The sequence below is a fragment of the Cutibacterium sp. 37298 genome (assembly GCF_023838685.1).
Lineage (GTDB): Bacteria > Actinomycetota > Actinomycetes > Propionibacteriales > Propionibacteriaceae > Cutibacterium > Cutibacterium acnes.
Genome location: NZ_JAJNRJ010000001.1, coordinates 819,478 through 837,392, shown reverse-complemented (window position 1 = coordinate 837,392; position 17,915 = coordinate 819,478). Strand labels below are relative to the sequence as shown.

At 63.4% G+C, this 17,915-nt stretch carries 19 protein-coding genes; 11 read left to right on the top strand and 8 right to left on the bottom strand.

Annotation, left to right across the window (positions count from 1 at the left end; translation table 11 throughout):
- Nucleotides 1–36: 36 nt before the first annotated feature.
- Genes cysS through LRP59_RS03980 form a run of 3 tightly spaced genes read left to right on the top strand, consistent with a single transcriptional unit; the run spans nucleotide 37 to nucleotide 2,612 of the window.
- A complete protein-coding gene (cysS, locus tag LRP59_RS03990; protein ID WP_002513112.1) occupies nucleotides 37–1,467 on the top strand; it encodes a cysteine--tRNA ligase in 1,431 nt (476 codons plus the stop codon).
- A 13-nt stretch (nucleotides 1,468–1,480) separates the two neighbouring features.
- A complete protein-coding gene (gene rlmB / locus LRP59_RS03985) occupies nucleotides 1,481–2,437 on the top strand; it encodes a 23S rRNA (guanosine(2251)-2'-O)-methyltransferase RlmB (RefSeq protein WP_002513111.1) in 957 nt (318 codons plus the stop codon).
- The gene (locus LRP59_RS03980) at nucleotides 2,421–2,612 is read left to right on the top strand and encodes a hypothetical protein (protein ID WP_002513110.1); all 192 of its coding nucleotides are present in this window, start codon (nucleotides 2,421–2,423) and stop codon (nucleotides 2,610–2,612) included. Before rlmB ends, LRP59_RS03980 begins: the two co-directional genes overlap by 17 nt.
- A gap of 69 nt (nucleotides 2,613–2,681) precedes the next feature.
- Here the strand turns inward: LRP59_RS03980 and LRP59_RS03975 are convergent, their stop codons facing one another.
- Nucleotides 2,682–3,425, bottom strand: a complete 744-nt coding sequence (locus LRP59_RS03975; protein WP_251781799.1) for a DUF2264 domain-containing protein — start codon at nucleotides 3,423–3,425, stop codon at nucleotides 2,682–2,684.
- A complete protein-coding gene (locus LRP59_RS03970; protein ID WP_002521170.1) occupies nucleotides 3,340–4,212 on the bottom strand; it encodes a DUF2264 domain-containing protein in 873 nt (290 codons plus the stop codon). The genes LRP59_RS03975 and LRP59_RS03970 overlap by 86 nt, the downstream gene beginning before the upstream one ends.
- Nucleotides 4,213–4,373: 161 nt before the next feature.
- On the opposite strand from LRP59_RS03970, the gene LRP59_RS03965 reads away from it, so the two are divergent.
- Entirely contained in the window at nucleotides 4,374–6,815 is a 2,442-nt protein-coding gene (locus LRP59_RS03965) for a polysaccharide lyase 8 family protein (protein WP_002513107.1), read from the top strand.
- Nucleotides 6,816–6,868: 53 nt separating this feature from the next.
- Here LRP59_RS03965 and LRP59_RS03960 read toward each other — a convergent pair whose 3' ends face one another.
- Complete coding sequence (locus LRP59_RS03960; protein ID WP_002513106.1) at nucleotides 6,869–7,201, bottom strand: NAD(P)-dependent oxidoreductase; 333 nt, start codon at nucleotides 7,199–7,201, stop codon at nucleotides 6,869–6,871.
- Nucleotides 7,202–7,340: 139 nt separating this feature from the next.
- On the opposite strand from LRP59_RS03960, the gene LRP59_RS03955 reads away from it, so the two are divergent.
- Genes LRP59_RS03955 through LRP59_RS03945 form a run of 3 tightly spaced genes read left to right on the top strand, consistent with a single transcriptional unit; the run spans nucleotide 7,341 to nucleotide 8,864 of the window.
- Nucleotides 7,341–7,916 (top strand): Gfo/Idh/MocA family protein, encoded by a 576-nt coding sequence (locus LRP59_RS03955; protein ID WP_054249196.1) that lies wholly within the window; start codon nucleotides 7,341–7,343, stop codon nucleotides 7,914–7,916.
- A gap of 13 nt (nucleotides 7,917–7,929) precedes the next feature.
- On the top strand, nucleotides 7,930–8,160 hold the full coding sequence (locus tag LRP59_RS03950) for a hypothetical protein (RefSeq protein WP_002513104.1): 231 nt from the start codon (nucleotides 7,930–7,932) through the stop codon (nucleotides 8,158–8,160).
- Complete coding sequence (locus LRP59_RS03945) at nucleotides 8,157–8,864, top strand: sugar phosphate isomerase/epimerase (RefSeq protein ID WP_002513103.1); 708 nt, start codon at nucleotides 8,157–8,159, stop codon at nucleotides 8,862–8,864. The genes LRP59_RS03950 and LRP59_RS03945 overlap by 4 nt, the downstream gene beginning before the upstream one ends.
- Before the next feature lie 202 nt (nucleotides 8,865–9,066).
- Here LRP59_RS03945 and LRP59_RS03940 read toward each other — a convergent pair whose 3' ends face one another.
- Genes LRP59_RS03940 through LRP59_RS03920 form a run of 5 tightly spaced genes read right to left on the bottom strand, consistent with a single transcriptional unit; the run spans nucleotide 9,067 to nucleotide 12,547 of the window.
- Nucleotides 9,067–9,723 (bottom strand): ThuA domain-containing protein, encoded by a 657-nt coding sequence (locus tag LRP59_RS03940; protein ID WP_002513102.1) that lies wholly within the window; start codon nucleotides 9,721–9,723, stop codon nucleotides 9,067–9,069.
- 24 nt (nucleotides 9,724–9,747) lie between these two features.
- On the bottom strand, nucleotides 9,748–10,671 hold the full coding sequence (locus LRP59_RS03935) for an FAD-binding protein (protein WP_002513101.1): 924 nt from the start codon (nucleotides 10,669–10,671) through the stop codon (nucleotides 9,748–9,750).
- Nucleotides 10,659–11,426: an FAD-binding protein gene (locus LRP59_RS03930; protein ID WP_002513100.1), complete on the bottom strand. Its 768-nt coding sequence runs from the start codon at nucleotides 11,424–11,426 to the stop codon at nucleotides 10,659–10,661. The genes LRP59_RS03935 and LRP59_RS03930 overlap by 13 nt, the downstream gene beginning before the upstream one ends.
- Complete coding sequence (locus LRP59_RS03925; protein WP_002513099.1) at nucleotides 11,410–11,769, bottom strand: hypothetical protein; 360 nt, start codon at nucleotides 11,767–11,769, stop codon at nucleotides 11,410–11,412. The genes LRP59_RS03930 and LRP59_RS03925 overlap by 17 nt, the downstream gene beginning before the upstream one ends.
- A gap of 1 nt (nucleotide 11,770) precedes the next feature.
- The gene (locus tag LRP59_RS03920) at nucleotides 11,771–12,547 is read right to left on the bottom strand and encodes a 3-ketoacyl-ACP reductase (protein WP_002513098.1); all 777 of its coding nucleotides are present in this window, start codon (nucleotides 12,545–12,547) and stop codon (nucleotides 11,771–11,773) included.
- A gap of 202 nt (nucleotides 12,548–12,749) precedes the next feature.
- Here LRP59_RS03920 and LRP59_RS03915 point away from each other — a divergent pair, with 202 nt between their 5' ends.
- From LRP59_RS03915 to LRP59_RS03900, 4 genes are all read left to right on the top strand, one after another.
- On the top strand, nucleotides 12,750–13,397 hold the full coding sequence (locus LRP59_RS03915) for a bifunctional 4-hydroxy-2-oxoglutarate aldolase/2-dehydro-3-deoxy-phosphogluconate aldolase (RefSeq protein WP_002513097.1): 648 nt from the start codon (nucleotides 12,750–12,752) through the stop codon (nucleotides 13,395–13,397).
- The gene (locus LRP59_RS03910; protein ID WP_002513096.1) at nucleotides 13,394–14,494 is read left to right on the top strand and encodes a sugar kinase; all 1,101 of its coding nucleotides are present in this window, start codon (nucleotides 13,394–13,396) and stop codon (nucleotides 14,492–14,494) included. Before LRP59_RS03915 ends, LRP59_RS03910 begins: the two co-directional genes overlap by 4 nt.
- 128 nt (nucleotides 14,495–14,622) lie before the next feature.
- On the top strand, nucleotides 14,623–16,092 hold the full coding sequence (locus LRP59_RS03905) for a glycine hydroxymethyltransferase (protein ID WP_002513095.1): 1,470 nt from the start codon (nucleotides 14,623–14,625) through the stop codon (nucleotides 16,090–16,092).
- Nucleotides 16,093–16,463: 371 nt separating this feature from the next.
- On the top strand, nucleotides 16,464–17,912 hold the full coding sequence (locus tag LRP59_RS03900) for an amino acid permease (protein ID WP_002513094.1): 1,449 nt from the start codon (nucleotides 16,464–16,466) through the stop codon (nucleotides 17,910–17,912).
- The last annotated feature ends 3 nt before the right edge of the window (nucleotides 17,913–17,915 follow it).

The following is a 17,915-nucleotide window of genomic DNA, read 5'->3' as shown; positions in this document are numbered from 1 at the left end:
AGGCGATGGGTCGGGGACCACCGGTAACCTGGGAGCGTGACGCTTAAGCTTTACAACACCGCTACCCACGGCATCGAGACCTTCGAACCCTTTCGCGAGGGTCAGGTGTCGATTTACCACTGTGGCATGACGGTGCAGTCCAGTCCGCATCTGGGCCACATCCGCAAGGAGGTTGTCTTCGACGTCCTACGGCGCTGGCTGGAGTGTTCTGGCTACCAGGTGACCGTCGTCGCCAACGTCACCGATATTGACGACAAGATCCTCGCAAAGTCCGCCGCTACTGGCACCCCGTGGTGGGCCCACGCCTACCACTACGAAAACGAGCTTCATGCGGCGTACAAGGCGTTGGGATGCCGTCCACCGACCTATGAGCCTCGGGCTACCGGCCACATCCCGGAGATGATCGAGTTGGTCAAGACCCTCATCGACAAAGGTCACGCTTATCCCGCCCCCGACGGTTCTGGTGACGTCTACTTCGATGTTCGGGCCTGGCCCCGTTACGGGGAGTTGTCCGGGATGCGTGTCGACGAGATGAACCCAGCCGAAGATTCCGACCCGCGTGGCAAACGCGACCCGCGGGATTTTGCACTATGGAAGGGTCACAAGGAGGACGAGCCCGAAACAGCGTCGTGGATGTCCCCGTGGGGACGGGGTCGGCCGGGCTGGCACCTGGAGTGCTCGGCGATGTCCGGGAAGTATCTGGGTGAGACCTTCGACATTCACGGTGGCGGCATCGACTTGCGGTTCCCTCACCATGAAAATGAGCTAGCTCAGTCGGCAGCGGCGGGTCGTCCCTTCGCCCGTTACTGGATGCACAACGCCTGGGTGACGATGTCCGGGGAGAAGATGAGTAAGTCCCTGGGCAATACTGCCCAGGTGACTGAGGTCACCAAGGCCTACAGCCCACGCGCCGTCAGGTACTTTCTGTTGGCCCCGCATTATCGCTCCATGATCGAGTTCAGCCCCGCTGACGAAGGCACCAAGGGGTCTCTGGATGAGGCCACTAAGGCCATCGAACGCATCGATTCCTTTCTGGACCGAGCCGGCGACCTCGTCGGCGAGCAGGTGACGGCGTCGCAAGAGCTGCCGGCGGCATTCGTTACGGCGATGGATGACGACCTAGGCACTCCACAGGCGGTAGCGGCCCTGTTCAGCCAGATCACCGAGGGCAATAAGTCCGTGTCGACCTGCGATGTCGAGGCCACCCGTCACCACCTGGCCCGTGTAAAGGCAATGCTCGCGGTGTTTGGACTCGATCCGCAGGCCCCCGAGTGGGCCGACGTCGCAGGCAGCGACGACCGGTTAGAGCCGGTCGTTGACGGCTTGGTGCATGCCATGCTGGAGCAGCGTGCCGAGGCTCGTGCCCGCAAGGATTGGGCTACAGCTGACGCCATCCGCGACACCTTGACAAACCTTGGATTGACGATCGAGGACACCCCCGCTGGCGCCCATTGGTCGCTGAGCTGACAAGGAGACTGACATGGCAGGAAATTCTCAGCGGCGCGGCGCAGGGCACAAGGGCAAGAGTTCGGCTGTTGGCTCTGGCGGACGAGGCCGCAAGGCTCTCAAAGGCCGAGGCCCCACCCCCAAGGCGGAGGACCGCGTTTACCACAAGGCGTATAAGGCCAAGCAGGAGAGGTTGGCCCGCGCCGCGGCCCGCAAACCGGCGAAGTCCAAAGGGGCAGGCCCGGAGTGGGTCATCGGTCGCAATCCTGTACTCGAGGCCCTTCACGTCGGCCTTCCAGTACGCACTGCTTACGTCGCCGAAGGAGCTGAGCATGACTCGCGGCTGAGGGAGATCCTCACCTTCGCTGCTGATCATGGCATCGCATTGATGCAGGCCACTCGTGGCGAACTCGACCGTATGACAGGTGGGTCCAACCATCAGGGAGTGGCCCTGCGCCTACCCGAATACGAGTACGCGACCGTGGACGACCTTATCGCAGCTGGCAACCAGACCTACCACGGTGGGCTCATAGTAGCCCTCGACAAGGTCACCGATCCGCGCAATCTGGGGGCGATCATCCGCTCGGCTGCCGCCTTTGGTGCTCAGGGGGTGCTCATCCCGTCGCGTCGCTCGGCCTCGATGACGGCAGCGGCGTGGAAGACCTCAGCTGGGGCAGCCGCACGCGTACCGGTGGCGATGGCCTCGAACCTCAACCAGGCCCTCGGCAAGTTCGCTGCGACTGGCTGGATGATCGTCGGGCTGGCCGGTGAGGCCGACTCCGACATCGCCGCCGCTCCGGGTCTGGACGGCCCGCTGGTGCTCGTCGTCGGCTCAGAGGGAGAGGGCTTGGCCCGTCTCACCCGGCAGTCCTGCGACGTGCTGACGTCGATCCCGATCAGCAGTGATGTCGAATCCCTCAACGCCTCGGTGGCAGCGTCGATCGCGCTGTACGAGGCGTCGAGGGTGCGTGGGAGTGCATCGGAGGACTGAGGCTCACGGCGGGCTGTCCCGGGAAGGTCACCGTCACCGAGTCGTCAGCCACGTCGATCTGCGGATGGGGGCCACACATCCCGAGCCCGACGAGGGCGATGTAAGGTCCACTGCCCGCATGGGCGTCTCCATCTGCTCGACGGTCGTCGCCTCTGACAGCCCCGTGACCGCCTGAGCCGTCAGCCGTTGCCTGTACTGCCACGGCGTCACTGGTTCGAGGAAGGAATCCGGTCCCTGTTCGGGGTCAGTCGGCCAACCCGGCCACGACGACGGATGCCACCGGTACGTCCTCGTCGAACCAGGCACAACGCACCTCGATTCCTTGGTGACAGACCTGGGCACACACGATGCGCGGGCCCAGGTCGGACTCACCACGCGCGCCGTAGCCCACTTGGGAATCCGGTTCGACCTTGATCCAGTGAACCTGCCAGGAGGATTGCCCGACGAGGACGTCCCCGAGCTGTTCCAACCGGTCGACGTGCTGGCCCGATCTGCACGAAACCCGCCCCTTCGCATCGCGCAGAGCGACCACATTGGCAACAGGTTGCAGGGTCCACTCCCCCGCCTGTGCTGGGGCCGTCACGGTGGAAAAGCCGAGAGACGTGTACAGGGGTGCCTCACTGACAAGGTCTGCCTCGTTCTCACCATCGGTACCGATGTTGAGCACACGAACCACGCCGTCGGCTGACGTTCCGCTGACCATCCATCCCGGCGTGGAAATGAGGCGATGGGTGTCCTCCTTCTCCACCGGCAGAGCCTCCTCCTCAGCTGCCCATACCAGGTGGTCGGCAGGCAGGGCTAGACCGAGCATCCCCTTGGAGGCCCAGTAGGGGGATCCCACACCGAAGTAGAACTGGGCCATCGGGCGGAATTCCCCGAACCAGCCCATGGTGAGGATGCCGTCAGCGCCCGCTCCTCGATCGAGGAAATGCCTTACGGTTCCCGAGCAGATACGCCTCGTCAGTCCGGGGGGACACTGGAGAAACACCCATGAAGGTTCCGGCCCACAGCGGCGCGCAGGTGCACCACCGGTAGATGAGGCTACGTCCCTGGATGAGAGGAGCGGTACCTCCGTGGCCGTCCAGATCAGCTCCGACGAGGAAGGGGACGTCCTCAAGGTATCTCCTCAACCTGGGCCCGTGAACGGTGGCGAAGTCTCTGCTAAGATCCCAGGTCGGGTCCATGAGGGTCCACAGGGCCGGCAGAGTCTCCATGGCCCATCCGACATAGTGGTCGTAGCAGCGCCTCGGTCCGTCGCTGATCCAACCGTCGGTGCGGTACCAGTCCTCGTGACGTTCGAGGTGCTCGCGGACGAGGGCCTCGTCCCAGTCGGCACCGAGGCCTCGCAGGAAGGTCTCGACGATGACCTGGAACCAGATCCAGTTGTTGTCGGGGATCTCGGGATTGCGCACGTCCTGAAACCACTCGACGGCCTGCTCCTGGGTCCGCTGAGAGAGCTGATCCCAGATCCAGGGCTTGGTGAAGTGGAGCGTCAGGGCCAATGAACAGGCCTCGACAACGGCCTGCCAATGTTCAGATGGTCGCAGCCAGCGATCCTCGGCCCTCTGGTCGACGCCGGCGGCGACGCCTCCGGCCCACCACGACGCCAACTCTTCGAGCCCGTCGATGTCAGGGCCCAGTCCGCCCGGTTCCCCCGGCATCACAATCCGCCCGTGGCCTGGTGTTGCATGGCTCATGGCCGTCGTCACCAGACGATCAGCGAGATTGCACCAGTCCTCGCGTCCCCAATGGGTCAGTGGACTCCTCTGCGTCATGTCATCACACCCTGCCGCTCACCATCGAACTGTCGCGTAATTCGAGGATCAAAAATATGATGTCCAACTGGTGACAATGGTAACCGCTTTCCTGTAATGTTTCTGGACAACAAACCTGTACGTGTGGCAGTGCTGCCACCCTCTCCCGAGGAGCGTGACCCTTGTTCGGCACCCCATCTCGACGAACCTTCCTCACCGCATCTGCGCTGTCAGCCATGGCGCTCGCCGCTTCTCCCACAGTGACGGACGCCATTGCCGCCCCCGGGCCCGACAGCTGGTCGGCGCTGTGCGAGCGATGGATCGACATCATCACCGGACGCAGAGCCGCCCGGACCTCTGACCCACGTGCCCGAGCGATCATCGCCAAGACCGACCGGAAGGTCGCCGAGATCCTCACCGACCTCGTATCCGGCTCGAGCCGTCAGACCGTTCTGATCTCGGCAGACCTCCGCAAGGAGCAGTCGCCCTTCATCACCAAGACAGCCCGAGCCATCGAGTCGATGGCCTGCGCCTGGGCCACACCCGGGTCCAGCTACCACAAGGATCCCGAAATCCTCTCCGCGTGCATCGAGGGGCTCAGGGACTTCTGCCGACTTCGGTACAACCCCTCCCAGGACGAGTATGGGAACTGGTGGGACTGGGAGGACGGCGCGTCAAGAGCTGTCGCCGATGTCATGTGCATCCTGCACGACGTCCTGCCGCCCGAGGTCATGTCCGCAGCGGCAGCCGGCATCGACCACTTCATCCCCGACCCCTGGTTCCAGCAGCCGGCGTCGGTCAAGCCCACTGCCAACCCCGTTCAGCCCGTGGTCTCGACAGGCGCGAATCGCATGGACCTGACCCGTGCCGTCATGTGCCGTTCCATCGCGACCGGCGACGAGAAGAGGCTGCGTCATGCCGTTGACGGATTGCCTGACGCCTGGCGCGTCACCACCGAAGGTGACGGTTTCCGTGCCGACGGCGGATTCATCCAGCACTCCCACATCCCCTACACCGGCGGCTACGGCGACGTCCTGTTCAGCGGACTGGCAATGCTCTTCCCGCTGGTCTCCGGGATGAGGTTCGACATCGTCGAATCGGCTCGTAAGGCTTTCCACGACCAGGTCGAACGCGGCTTCATCCCCGTCATGTACAACGGCCAGATCCTCGACGACGTGCGCGGCCGATCCATCTCGCGCATCAACGAGTCTGCCGCCATGCACGGCATCTCGATCGCCCGTGCCATGCTCATGATGGCTGATGCCCTGCCGACACACCGCGCCGAACAGTGGCGAGGGATCGTGCACGGTTGGATGGCTCGAAACACCTTCGATCACCTGTCCGAGCCGTCCACCCTTGTCGACATCTCCCTGTTCGACGCCGCCGCCAAGGCGCGCCCCGTCCCGGAGTCGTCGACGCCGAGCTACTTCGCGTCCATGGACCGTCTCGTCCACCGCACCGCGGACTGGCTAATCACCGTCTCCAACTGTTCGGATCGCATTGCCTGGTACGAGTACGGCAACGGGGAGAACGAATGGGCGTCCAGGACCAGCCAGGGAATGCGTTACCTCCTGCTGCCCGGAGACATGGGACAGTACGAGGACGGGTACTGGGCCACCGTCGACTACTCAGCACCGACGGGGACGACGGTGGACTCCACTCCGCTCAAACGCGCCGTCGGAGCCTCGTGGGCGGCCAAGACCCCGACCAACGAATGGTCCGGGGGCCTCGCATCGGGGTCGTGGTCTGCCGCCGCGTCCCACATCACCTCCCAGGACTCCGCCCTCAAGGCACGCCGCCTATGGGTGGGTCTGAAGGACGCCATGGTAGAGCTGACGACCGACGTGACCACCGACGCATCGCGGGCCATAACCGTCGTCGAGCACCGCAAGGTGGCCAGCTCGTCGACGAAACTCCTCGTCGACGGCAACCGGGTCTCATCCGCGACCTCCTTCCAGAACCCCCGGTGGGCCCATCTGGACGGAGTCGGCGGTTACGTCTTCGCCACTGACACCGATCTCTCCGCAGATGTGGCGACGAGAAAGGGAACGTGGATCGACGTCAATCCCTCCCGCAAGGTCAAGGGGGCTGACGAGGTCATCGAGCGCGCCTACGCATCCCTGCACGTCACCCACCACGATCGTCCAGTCGCGTGGGCGCTGCTTCCCACTGCCAGCCGTTCCCACACGATGGCCCTGGCCACGCGCCCAGGAGTCGAGCCGTTCACCGTGCTCCGGAATGACGCAACCGTCCAGGCCGTCCGCTCTGCGGGTGCCCTCTTGACGAAGGACCCCACTGTCGTCACCACCTTGGCTTTTTGGAAGCCAGCTACCTGCGGCGGCGTGGCAGTTAACCGTCCTGCGCTGGTGCAGACTCGGGAGAGCGCAAACCAAATGGAGGTCGTCATCGTCGAACCCACCCAGAAGAGGGGATCACTTACCGTAACTATTGAGGGAAGCTGGAAGGTCAAAACCGCAGATAGCCACGTTGATGTCAGCTGCGAAAACGCGGCCGGGACTCTGCATGTCGACACGGCGGGGCTAGGCGGCCAGTCCGTGCGAGTAACGCTGGCACGCCAGGTAACTCAAACTCCCTCCGGCGGCGGCCGCCACGACCGAGCCTGATGTGCCGCCTCACCTAACTAGATTGCCGCTAACCCAAGTCACGTCCCGCTTCATCAGGCACGCCCCGCGTACTGACCGACCGGGAATTCCCCGGCCACGGGGGCACCGGAAATGTAATTCGCCAGGTCATCGACCGCGCCGTCGCCGAGGCGGTGAAGCTCTCGTCCCATTGACCCGGCAGCGTGTGGGGTCAGGATGACGTTCGGCAGGGTCCACAATGGGGAGTCGGGCGCGTTGACCTCGGGGTCGGTCACGTCGATGATGGCGCTGATCCGGTCGCGCTGCAGTTCAGCGATGAGGGCGTCCTGATCACAGATGGCCCCGCGCGCAGTGTTGATGAAAGTCGCTCCGTCCTTCATCTTCGCGAAATCCTCAGCTCCCAGCATGTGGTAGGTCTGCGGCGTCGACGCCGAGTGCAGGGAGACGACGTCACGTCGCTACCGAGCTCTGCGCACCGCCATCGAGGCCGGCAAGAACATCTACACCGAGAAGCCCACTGCCGAGACCCTCGACGAGGCCATCGAGTTGGCGGAGCTGGCACACCGTCACAACATCATTGACGGCGTCGTCCACGACAAGCTTTACCTGCCTGGCCTGGTGAAGCTGCGTCGTCTGGTCGACATGGGATTCTTCGGACGCATCCTCTCCATGCGCGGCGAATTCGGATACTGGGTGTGGGAAGGCACCGACGTTCCCTCCCAGCGACCGTCATGGAACTACCACAAGACTGACGGCGGCAGCATGACGACCGACATGTACCCGCACTGGAACTACGTCATCGAGGGCATCATCGGACAGACCCGGGACGTCTACTCCCAGACCGCCACTCACATCACCAAGCGCGTGGATGAGCAGGGCAACATCTACAACGCGGACACCGACGATGCCGCTTACGCCATCTTCAACGTCGTCACACCCTCCGGGGACCCAGTCATCGTGCAGATGAACTCCTCGTGGGCGACCCGCGTCTTCCGCGACGAACTGCTCGAGTTCCAGATCGACGGCACCCACGGCTCCGCCGTCGCAGGCCTGTTCGGATGCGTCTGCCAGCCCCGCGGGGTCACCCCCCCCCCGCCCGACCTGGAATCCCGACATCCCTGACACTAATGACTACATGTCGATGTGGCAGGAGGTTCCCGACAACGCCGCCACTGCCACCGGCAGCCTCGACAACGGTTTCAAGGCACAGTGGGAGGAATACCTCACCGACGTCGCGATGGATCGTCGGCACCGCTTCGACCTGCTGTCGGGAGCACGCGAAGTCCAACTTGCCGAACTCGGATTGCGGTCGGCCGCCGAGGGACGACGCGTTTACGTCCCCGAGATCGTGGTGGACCAGCGATGAGTGACCTCTCGAGGCTGTCCCTCAACACTGCGACGGCCAAGCACGCGACCCTGGCAGAGTGCACCTCCGCATGTGCCGAAGCCGGCCTGGGATGGATCGGCCCCTGGCGCGACCGGATCCAAGGAGTAGGCAACGACGAGGCGGCCCGGATCATCTCCGAGGCCGGGCTCAAGGCGTCGACAGTGTGCCGAGGAGGATTCCTCACCGGCACTGACGCTGACTCCCTCCCCGGGGCCATCGCCGAGAACACCAGGGCTCTCGAGGAGGCCGCAGCCGTCGGGGCCAGCGAACTCGTCATGGTCGTCGGTGGGTTGCCCACCGGGGACAAGGACATCGTCGCTGCCCGTCAGCGGGTGGCAGATCGGCTTGGCGATCTCGTCTCCATTGCACGCGACCACGGGGTGCGCCTGGCACTCGAGCCGATGCATCCCTTGTTCACTGCGGACCGAGGAGTCCTCACGACGTTGGGGCAATCCCTCGACATGGCCGCACCCTTCTCCCCTGACGTGGTGGGTGTCGTCGTCGACACCTACCACGTGTGGTGGGATCCGCAGGCCCGCGAGTCAATCGCCCGTGCCGGCAGGGAGGGACGCATTTCCAGCTACCAGATCTGCGACTGGATCCTGCCCCTGGCCGCCGAGACCCTGAATTCGCGCGGATTCCCCGGGGACGGGTACATCGACTTCCCGACCATCACCCAGTAGGTCAGCGAGGCAGGCTACACCGGCCCGGTCGAGGTCGAGATCTTCAACGAGGAGGTCTGGGCGATGCCAACTCGCCGGATCGTCGAAAGACTTGCAGCCAGGTACGAGGAACTCGTCCTGCCCCACCTGTGAGACGAACGGCCCGGTCGCTTCATGCGACCGGGCCGTTTCCTGTCCAGCTGTCCTCATACCGTTCGGAGTCTCAGCTGAGCAGCCAGTCCACCTCGTTGATCAGGAACTTGCGATGTGACGGCGAGGAGTAGGACCTCGCGTCATGACCCATACCGTCATAGATGACGTTGTCTCCATGGGCCCACCCCATCACCTGCCACTCCTCACTGAGTTCATGGCGAATGAGCGGAGTGGAGCCCTCGTGGACGACGAGGTCTGAGTACCTCTCGTCGTAGACGGTGACGACGTCGAGCCCAGTCCAAACCGGATAATCCTCCGCCCCGGGGGCCTTTCCGAAGGTCGCAATACAACGCTTGGGGTGCCAACTCGTACCGCGCACCCATTGACCGCCAAGCAGAGCGGGCCATTCAGGCCAGTCCGGGAAGGAATTCGCGGCAGTGTGGACAGCCAGCACTCGTCCGCCGCCACGAATCCACTGACCGAATTCATGCTGGGCAGCGGCCCATTCGTCGTCGTGTTCGAGCTCCACCTCGACGTTGCCCCCGAGATTGACGACCACCAGGTCCAGGGCGTCAAGCTCCTGCAAACACGAGACGTCGTCGTCACGAACCTCGACGCGATGACCGACCGCCTCCAGGATCTCGCGGATTGCCGCAGATCCCTCGGCGAAGGGATGCCATGGATCGGTGTATCGGCCATGGCCGGAGAGAACTCTGATGGATGCCACGATGTCTCCTCATCGAGTGGGCGGTCAGTGGATGTTGTGATCGACCCGGTAGGTCTTCCAGACGTTCTCCAAGAACTCGTCCTCGGTCGGGATGGGACGCACCGGACCCCAATGCGCGTGGATGGCCTCCCCAACGGCGTCGACGGACACACGCTGGGTGACGCCGTGATGGGCCTTGGAGTCCAGACGGTGCCGGAAGATCTCCTCGACGTCGAGGTCGGCGCCGTCGTTCCACCATGAGACCGGCAGATCACCGTCGGGGTCGGTGTAGAGGACCGATCCGCGCGAGCCCACCCCATGATCAAGATGGTCGAGCATGGCGGCCACGTAAACGGCCTGGACGTCGAGGATGTCACGGACCAGGAAGAGCCTGTCGACGCTGCGTCTGCTCGTCGGGTCGACGACACATTCATCGACAACCCGACGACGCCATTCGGCGACGTTCCTTGCCAGCTCCTCAAGGCCCTGACGAGACCGCACAAGCCCGGCATTGTCGCTCATTGCACGGGTGGACTCCATCAGCACATCATCGATCAGAACCCCTGAGGATTCCTCGCGTCCACAGGCTGCCTCGAGAAGGCTCCGCGCCTTCTGCAAAGCATCACCGGCCAACTCCTGCCAGCCCTCGTCAGCGCGAGCAGCACCCTGCTCTCGGGCCGCGATCCACTGGGCTGCCCTCGTTGCCCCGACCTGGGCCGAGTTGAGGGCAGCACCGCCTGGACGCGCCACCCCATGGGCTCCGGCAGCCTCTCCCACCGGAAACAGGCCGGCGATGGAGGATCGCCACCACAGATCGACGTCAATCCCGCCGTTGTTGTGCTGAGCACACACGCCGATCTCGAGGCGATCGGCGGCCAGATCGATACCCGGATTGCGGTTGAGGTAGAACTCGTAGGCCGGCTGGTTCATGTGCTGCAGACGCTCGACCGGCGTCTCTAAGCCGAGCACACCTGCAGACTCCAGGTATCCGCGAGCCTCGTCGTCAAGCAGATTCGGATCCCAGCCGGCTGGTTGATGCGGAAGTCGAGGAAGACCCGACGTCCTCGCATCACCGTCTCGCGGTAGGTGAGGATGTCGATGAGGCTGGAACCGTCATGGACCTTGTCGATGTCGAAGGGCCACTGGTAACCCTTGCGGAAGATGAGGCTGGTGAGCGCGCCCGGATCGTCGATGACCTCGGCCAGGAAGTCGTGCTCGGTGCCGTCGGGGCCCACCGAGACAAAGGCAGGAACCACCTGCATATAGGTCCCCGACACGTTCCAACGAGGTCTCAGGGAGGCCAGCCCGAACTGGAACTCGGGCAGGTTGTGGCCGACGGCTCCGGCGCGCAAGGCGGCACCGGTGGCACCCCACTGACCGTGCGGCCACACCGAGTCGGCGAACATTCCGGCGGGTCCGCCGGTGGCCAGGACGACATTGCGTGCGGCAATCAGAATGAACGGACACCCCTGGTCGGCGACTACGTCACGCCGCAGCCCGAGAAGGCCGACGCAGCGAGGGATCTCTCCCGAACGATCGACGATGAGGTCGACGACCCGCACCCCACCGACGATCTCGGTCCCCCGGGAGCGCACCCGTTCCTCAAGATGCTCAACCATCGACTTCGAGGTGAAGGGCCCCACCGAGGTCGCTCGCTGCCGGGGGTCGTGGTCAGTCTTGTAACCGATAAACTGTCCGTGACGGTCGCTAGGGAAGTTCGACACCAGCCTCTACCAGGTTGTAGAAGCACCGCGCCGAGAGCGCTGCCTCCGTCAGGGCGATGTCGCCGTCCATCGCTCCCCCGTCGAAGAGGATGCGGGCCATCTCTCCCACCGAGTCCGGTCCGTCTCCGGCCAGGGTCAGCTTGTAATAGGTCTGCTTGTCGGAGCCAGCATTTCGCGAGGCTCCGGCATTGATGGTGTCTGCAATGACGAGGACGTCGTGCTGTCCGAACTGGGCCAGCCGGTCTGCCGCACAATACCCGGCCGATCCGGTCCCGACAACGACGGTGTTGACGCTGGCGACCGGGACGTCGAGCCCGGCAAGGTGCATGGTGGGCAGGTCCATCTCACAACCTCGCGATGTGCATGCCGCCGTCGACATTGATGACTTCACCGACGGAGTACCTCATCGATCCGATGACCAGGTTGACGACAGCTGCAGCGACGTCCTCGGGACGGCCCCAGCGTGGCATCGGCGCGAGCCCCTCGGCGAACTGGCGGTCATACTTCTCCTTGACCCCGGCCGTCATCTCGGTGGCGATGACGCCTGGACGCACCTCATTGACGAGGATCCCCTCCGGAGCGAGTCGCGCGGCCCAGAGCTGGGTTGCCATCGAGACCCCAGCCTTGGAGATGCAGTACTCGCCGCGGTTGAAGCTGACCATCGTCGAGGAGCAGGAAGCCACGTTGACGATAGCCCCGACGATCCCGTCAGTGGTGTCGGTGGTGCCGTCACCCCGTTGGGCGATGAGCTGACGGGCGACGGCCTGGGTGAGGAAGTAGGGCCCGCGCAGGTTGATCCCCAGCACCCGGTCAAAGGACTCGACGGTGGCGTCAAGGATGTCGTCACGGCTGGTCGGAGCCACGCCGGCATTGTTGACGAGGACGTCGATGCGACCCCAGCGGTCCAGTGCGTCACCGATGAATCGCTGATGAGCGGTCAGATCGGAGACGTCGCCACTGGTGTGACCAACCTCGCTTAGACCTTGCAGCTCCGTCAGCACCTCCGGCGCTAACTCGCTTCGTGACAGGATCTGCACCGCGTATCCCTGCTGCAGCATGGCCTTGCTGATAGCCAGACCGATGCCACGGTTTCCTCCGGTGATGAGCGCAACCTTCGTCATGCCGACTCCCTCGTCGTGTGTCCGTGGCGTTCATTATTCCTGTCAAGACCAGCTTCGGCAAGCGCTTGCCGCTAGTATTTGAGCGGATCGGAGAGACTGCCACGCTTTCGACAAAATCGACGGGAAACGATGGCAAGGCCTCGCCACCCCCTCCCCCTCCGGAACAACAATTGACACAAACCCCCAACGTCGGAGATCACAAGTGAGCAACGAAGCACTCGACAAAGTCCTGGCGAATCTCGTCATCCCAGTGGTCGTCATCCATGACGCCGCCACCGCCCCGGCCGTCACCGACGGTCTCGTCGACGGTGGACTTCCCGTCGCCGAGGTCACCTTCCGTACCGACGCCGCACCCGCCGCCATCGAGTCGATGGCCAAGGACGGACGCGTCATGGTCGGAGCCGGAACCGTCATCAATGCCCGTCAGGTTGACGAGGCGGTGAGCGCAGGAGCGACGTTCGTCGTCTCCCCTGGCCTGTCCCGCGAGGTCGTCGACCGCTGCCGTCACCATGACATCCCCGTCCTGCCGGGAGTCATCACCCCGACCGAGATCATGGCCGGAATCGACATGGGACTGGACACCTTCAAGTTCTTCCCGGCCGGCAACTTCGGTGGCGCGACCACGATCGCGTCGCTCGATGGCCCCTTCCCCAACCTGCGCTTCGTTCCCACCGGTGGTGTCAAGCCGCACAACCTGGCGGACTTCCTCTCCCGTCCCAACATTCCTGCCGTCGGAGGCACCTGGCTCACCCCGGCCGACGCCGTCGCCGCCCGGGACAGCCGAACCATCGCCAACCTGGCACGCGAGGCCGCCCGCAGTGCCCACAGCATCGTCGAGGAGCAGTCATGAGCATCACACTTCGTCCCGCAGATCGGTGCCGTTACGACATCGTCTCCCTTGGTGAGGTGATGTTACGCCTCGACCCACGCGAACGTCGCATCCGCACCGCTAAATCCTTCGACGTCTGGGAGGGCGGTGGCGAGTACAACGTCGGCCGTGGCCTGTCCCGCGTCTTCGGCAAGCGTGCCGCCGTCATCACCGGTCTGGTCGACGACCCGGTCGGCCACCTCGTCGGCGACCTCATCACCGCCGGCGGAGTCGACGACCAGTTCATCACCTGGGTGCCTTCTGACGGAGTCGGCCGCACGGTGCGCACCGGACTCAACTTCACCGAGCGCGGTTTCGGAGTTCGCGGCGCCGTCGGTGTCTCGGACCGTGGCCACACAGCGGCCAGCCAACTGCGCGCTGAGGACATCGACCTCGACTGTCTCTTCGGAGAATTGGGAGTGCGTTGGCTGCACACCGGCGGCATCTACACCGCCCTGTCGGAGACCAGCGCCCAGACCGCCAAGGCCGTCATGGAGGCTGCCCACGCCAATGGCACGATCATCTCCTACGACCTCAACTACCGCCCCAGCCTGTGGAAGTCGATCGGCGGCCAGGAGGAAGCCCGCCGCGTCAATCGCGAATTAGCTAGTTTGGTCGACGTCATGATCGGTAACGAGGAGGATTTCACGGCGTGTCTGGGATTCGAAGTGGAGGGCAACGACGAGAACCTCTCCCACCTCGACGTCGACTCATATGCTGCCATGATTGACAAGGTCGTCGAGGAGTTACCAAACATTTCCGTCGTCTCCACCACCCTGCGCCAGGTACGTACTGCTAGCCGCAATGACTGGTCAGCTATCGCGTGGTCCAAGGGCACCGGTTTGGTTCGCTCGGTGGAACGCCCCGACCTAGAAATACTCGACCGCGTTGGTGGTGGCGATTCCTTCGCTGCTGGCCTGGTGGCTGGTCTCATGGAGACGGGAGGTCTGCAGAAGGCCGTCGAGTGGGGAGCCGCCCACGGCGCTCTGGCAATGACAACTCCCGGCGATACGTCGATGGCTACCCGCTCCGAGGTGGAGAACCTCGCTGCCGGAGGTTCCGCCCGAGTGAAGCGCTGATCGATCGATTCCGGACTCACACTGGACGGCGAGCCTGACTGGCTCGCCGTCCTTTTGGTCCCTGCCCACGAGTGGATCCAGGGACGAGTAGATTCGTGCCTACCATCCCGTCATGACAGGAGCCATCCGTGACCAGCGCCGTCGATCCCACCGCCCGTGACATTGCCGAGAAGCTAGCCCCGGCCTACCGCACCATGCTCGATGCGATTGCGCAAGTCGAGCCGCGGATTGCAGAAGCCACCCGTGCTGAGCTCACTGACCAGCGTCACTCCCTCAAGCTTATCGCTTCGGAGAACTACGCATCCTTGCCAGTACTGGCGACCATGGGCACGTGGCTTTCTGACAAATACGCCGAAGGTACTGCTGGCCATCGGTTTTACGCTGGCTGCCAGAACGTTGATTCCGTCGAGACGATCGCCGCAGAGCATGCATGCGCTTTGTTCGGCGCGGACCACGCCTACGTTCAGCCCCACTCAGGTATTGACGCCAACCTCACCGCCTACTGGGCGATCCTCACCCACCACATCGAAACCCCAGCTCTAGCCGAGTTTAGTGCCCGCACCGTCAACGACTTGACCCAGGAAGACTGGGATACACTGCGCCACCGTTTCAACGACCAGCGAGCTATCGGTATGAGTCTCGACACTGGAGGCCACCTCACTCATGGTTTCCGTCCTAACATCTCCGGAAAGATGTTCGATCAGCGCTCCTACGGCACCGATCCGCAAACCGGTCTGCTCGACTACGACAAGGTCGCAGAGCTAGCCCGCGAGTTTAAGCCGCTCGTCATCGTCGCCGGATACTCCGCCTACCCGCGCCGGGTGAACTTCGCGAAGATGCGCGAGATTGCTGACGAAGTCGGTGCTGTGCTCATGGTCGATATGGCCCACTTCGCTGGACTGGTTGCTGGCAAGGTTTTCACCGGCGACGAGGACCCTGTCCCGCACGCCCAGATTGTGACGACGACAACCCACAAGTCCCTGCGTGGCCCGCGCGGCGGCATGGTTCTGACTACCAAGGACTACGCTGACGACGTCGACCGCGGTTGCCCGATGGTGCTCGGTGGCCCACTGTCCCACGTCATGGCTGCCAAGGCCGTCGCCTTGGCAGAAGCCCGCACTCAGGCCTTCCGCGACTACGCTCGGCGCGTCGCGGACAATTCGAAGGCCCTGGCCGAGGGGCTTATGAAGCGTGGCGTCAAGCTCATCACTAACGGGACTGACAACCACATCAACCTGCTTGACGTCACCACGAGCTTCGGACTGGCCGGGCGCCAGGCTGAGGCCGCCCTGCTGGACGCAGGCGTGGTCACGAACCGCAACTCGATCCCGGCCGACCCGAACGGCGCCTGGTACACCTCTGGCATTCGCATCGGCACCCCGGCACTGACCTCTCGCGGATTCGGATCCGACGAATTCGATCAGGTTGCCGAACTCATCGTCACCACATTGAAGGCCACCACCCCGCTGACGTCCTCCACTGGCAAGCCTGGCAAGGCCAAATACCACATTACGGACGGAGTGGCTCAGAGGGTCCATGACGCTGCCGACGAGTTGCTGGGTAACTTCCCGCTCTACCCAGGATTGGACCTTGCCTGACGATACCCAGTCCTAGTTTCGGGAGCACCTAACCAGGTATCTACCCCACACAAATTCAACACCGTTTTCGATCGACGGTCTATGTTCTGAAACGGCCAGAACATAGACCGTCGATTTCTCGTCGCTATCCTTTCTCCTTCGTTTCTTTGACACCTTGCCCCCGATCCTGCGACTTCGATCAGCTGGGTCTGTGACGTCGGGATGGTCCGCCTCATCGGACGGGGCCTTACCACACGGTGACGCTGATAATTCAACCGTCCCACTCTTTTTGATCCGGTTGTAAAGCTACTTATCCTCAGTGCAGAGTGGCCCTGTCGCGGCGCTAGCATTCCCGTGCTAGACCGGGGCGCTATCGTCACGAGGAGGTTCCCATGCAGGAAGGTAATCCTGTTACCCCGCAGACCAGCACCACCGTTGACAAGGGGGATAGTGGCTACAACAAGGCCTTAAGGAATAGGCACCTGCAGATGATCGCCATCGGCGGCTCAATCGGCACCGGCCTGTTCCTAGGGACCGGCGGACGCATTGCCCAAGGCGGCCCCGGATTGGCAATCAGCTACGCCGTCTGCGGCATTTTCGCCTTCCTCATGGTAAGAGCCCTCGGTGAAATGGCCATTCGTCGCCCATCCTCGGGTGCCTTCGTGTCCTACGCGCGTGAGTTCATGGGCGAGAAGGGCGCCTACGCCACCGGATGGTTCTTCTTCCTCGACTGGTCTGTGACGGTAATGGCCGACATCACCGCAGTGGCGCTGTACCTGCACTACTGGACGGCCCTACGTTCCGTCCCGCAATGGGTGCTAGCGCTCATCGCCCTCGGCGTTGTGTTTGCCCTCAACATGCTGAGCGTGAAGATGTTCGGCGAGGCTGAATTCTGGTTCGCTGCCATCAAGGTGACCGCCATCGTCCTATTCATGATCGCGGCTATCTGGGCCATTGTCGCGGGCGCCCGGGTTGGCAACTATACGGCAGGATTTCACAACATCACTCGACATGGCGGGTTCTTCCCCGCTGGCCTGGCGCCGGTCTTTGCGCTCACGTTGGGAGTGATCTTCGCCTTCGGCGGCACCGAGATGGTCGGCGTGGCAGCAGGCGAGACCAAGGACGCGAGCAAGATCTTGCCCAAGGCCATCAACTCAATGATCCTGCGTATTTTCGTGTTCTACGTCGGTTCAATCATTCTGATGGCGCTCGTGCTGCCATACACTGCTTATTCGACCAATGAGTCCCCGTTTGTCACCTTCTTCACCGGAATTGGAATTCCCTATGCTGGCGACATCATCCAGGTCATCGTTCTGACGGCCGCCCTCAGCTCTCTCAATGCCGGCCTGTACTCAACGGGGCGCACCTTGAGGTCGCTGGCGGTGGCCGGCGAAGCTCCAAAGGCCGCAGCCAAGCTCAACCGTCACCACGTGCCTTCCGGCGGCATCGCCATGACCGCTGCCCTTGGCCTGCTGGGCGTCGCCCTCAACGCCTTCCTCCCCGATAGTGCGTTCGAGATCGTCATGAACCTCGCCGGCATCGGTATCGCCGGCACGTGGGCGATGGTGCTGTTGTCACATACTCGTTTCGTAAGCGCGGTCAAGGAGGGCGAGGAGACCCGACCGGAATACCGCATGCCGGGTGCTCCGGTCACGAACTACGTCTCGCTGGCCTTCCTGCTGATCGTCGTACTGTCGAACCTCACCTCGAAATCGGGGCGCTGGACGTTAGCCCTGTTCGCCATTGTCGCAATAGCCATGGTCGCCGGGTGGTACGCGGTGCGTGACAAGATCAAGCCTGACCTGCTCGACAACGTGGTTCCGAGCGACGAAGGGATGTAAACC

Coding starts and splice junctions, on each gene's coding strand:
- LRP59_RS03950 (WP_002513104.1), top strand. CDS start 7,930: ATGTCGATGTGGCAGGAGGTTCCCGACAACGCCGCCACTGCCACCGGC.
- LRP59_RS03925 (WP_002513099.1), bottom strand. CDS start 11,769: ATGGACCTGCCCACCATGCACCTTGCCGGGCTCGACGTCCCGGTCGCC.
- LRP59_RS03900 (WP_002513094.1), top strand. CDS start 16,464: ATGCAGGAAGGTAATCCTGTTACCCCGCAGACCAGCACCACCGTTGAC.
- LRP59_RS03945 (WP_002513103.1), top strand. CDS start 8,157: ATGAGTGACCTCTCGAGGCTGTCCCTCAACACTGCGACGGCCAAGCAC.
- LRP59_RS03960 (WP_002513106.1), bottom strand. CDS start 7,201: ATGCTGGGAGCTGAGGATTTCGCGAAGATGAAGGACGGAGCGACTTTC.
- LRP59_RS03970 (WP_002521170.1), bottom strand. CDS start 4,212: ATGACGCAGAGGAGTCCACTGACCCATTGGGGACGCGAGGACTGGTGC.
- rlmB (WP_002513111.1), top strand. CDS start 1,481: ATGGCAGGAAATTCTCAGCGGCGCGGCGCAGGGCACAAGGGCAAGAGT.
- LRP59_RS03920 (WP_002513098.1), bottom strand. CDS start 12,547: ATGACGAAGGTTGCGCTCATCACCGGAGGAAACCGTGGCATCGGTCTG.
- LRP59_RS03910 (WP_002513096.1), top strand. CDS start 13,394: ATGAGCATCACACTTCGTCCCGCAGATCGGTGCCGTTACGACATCGTC.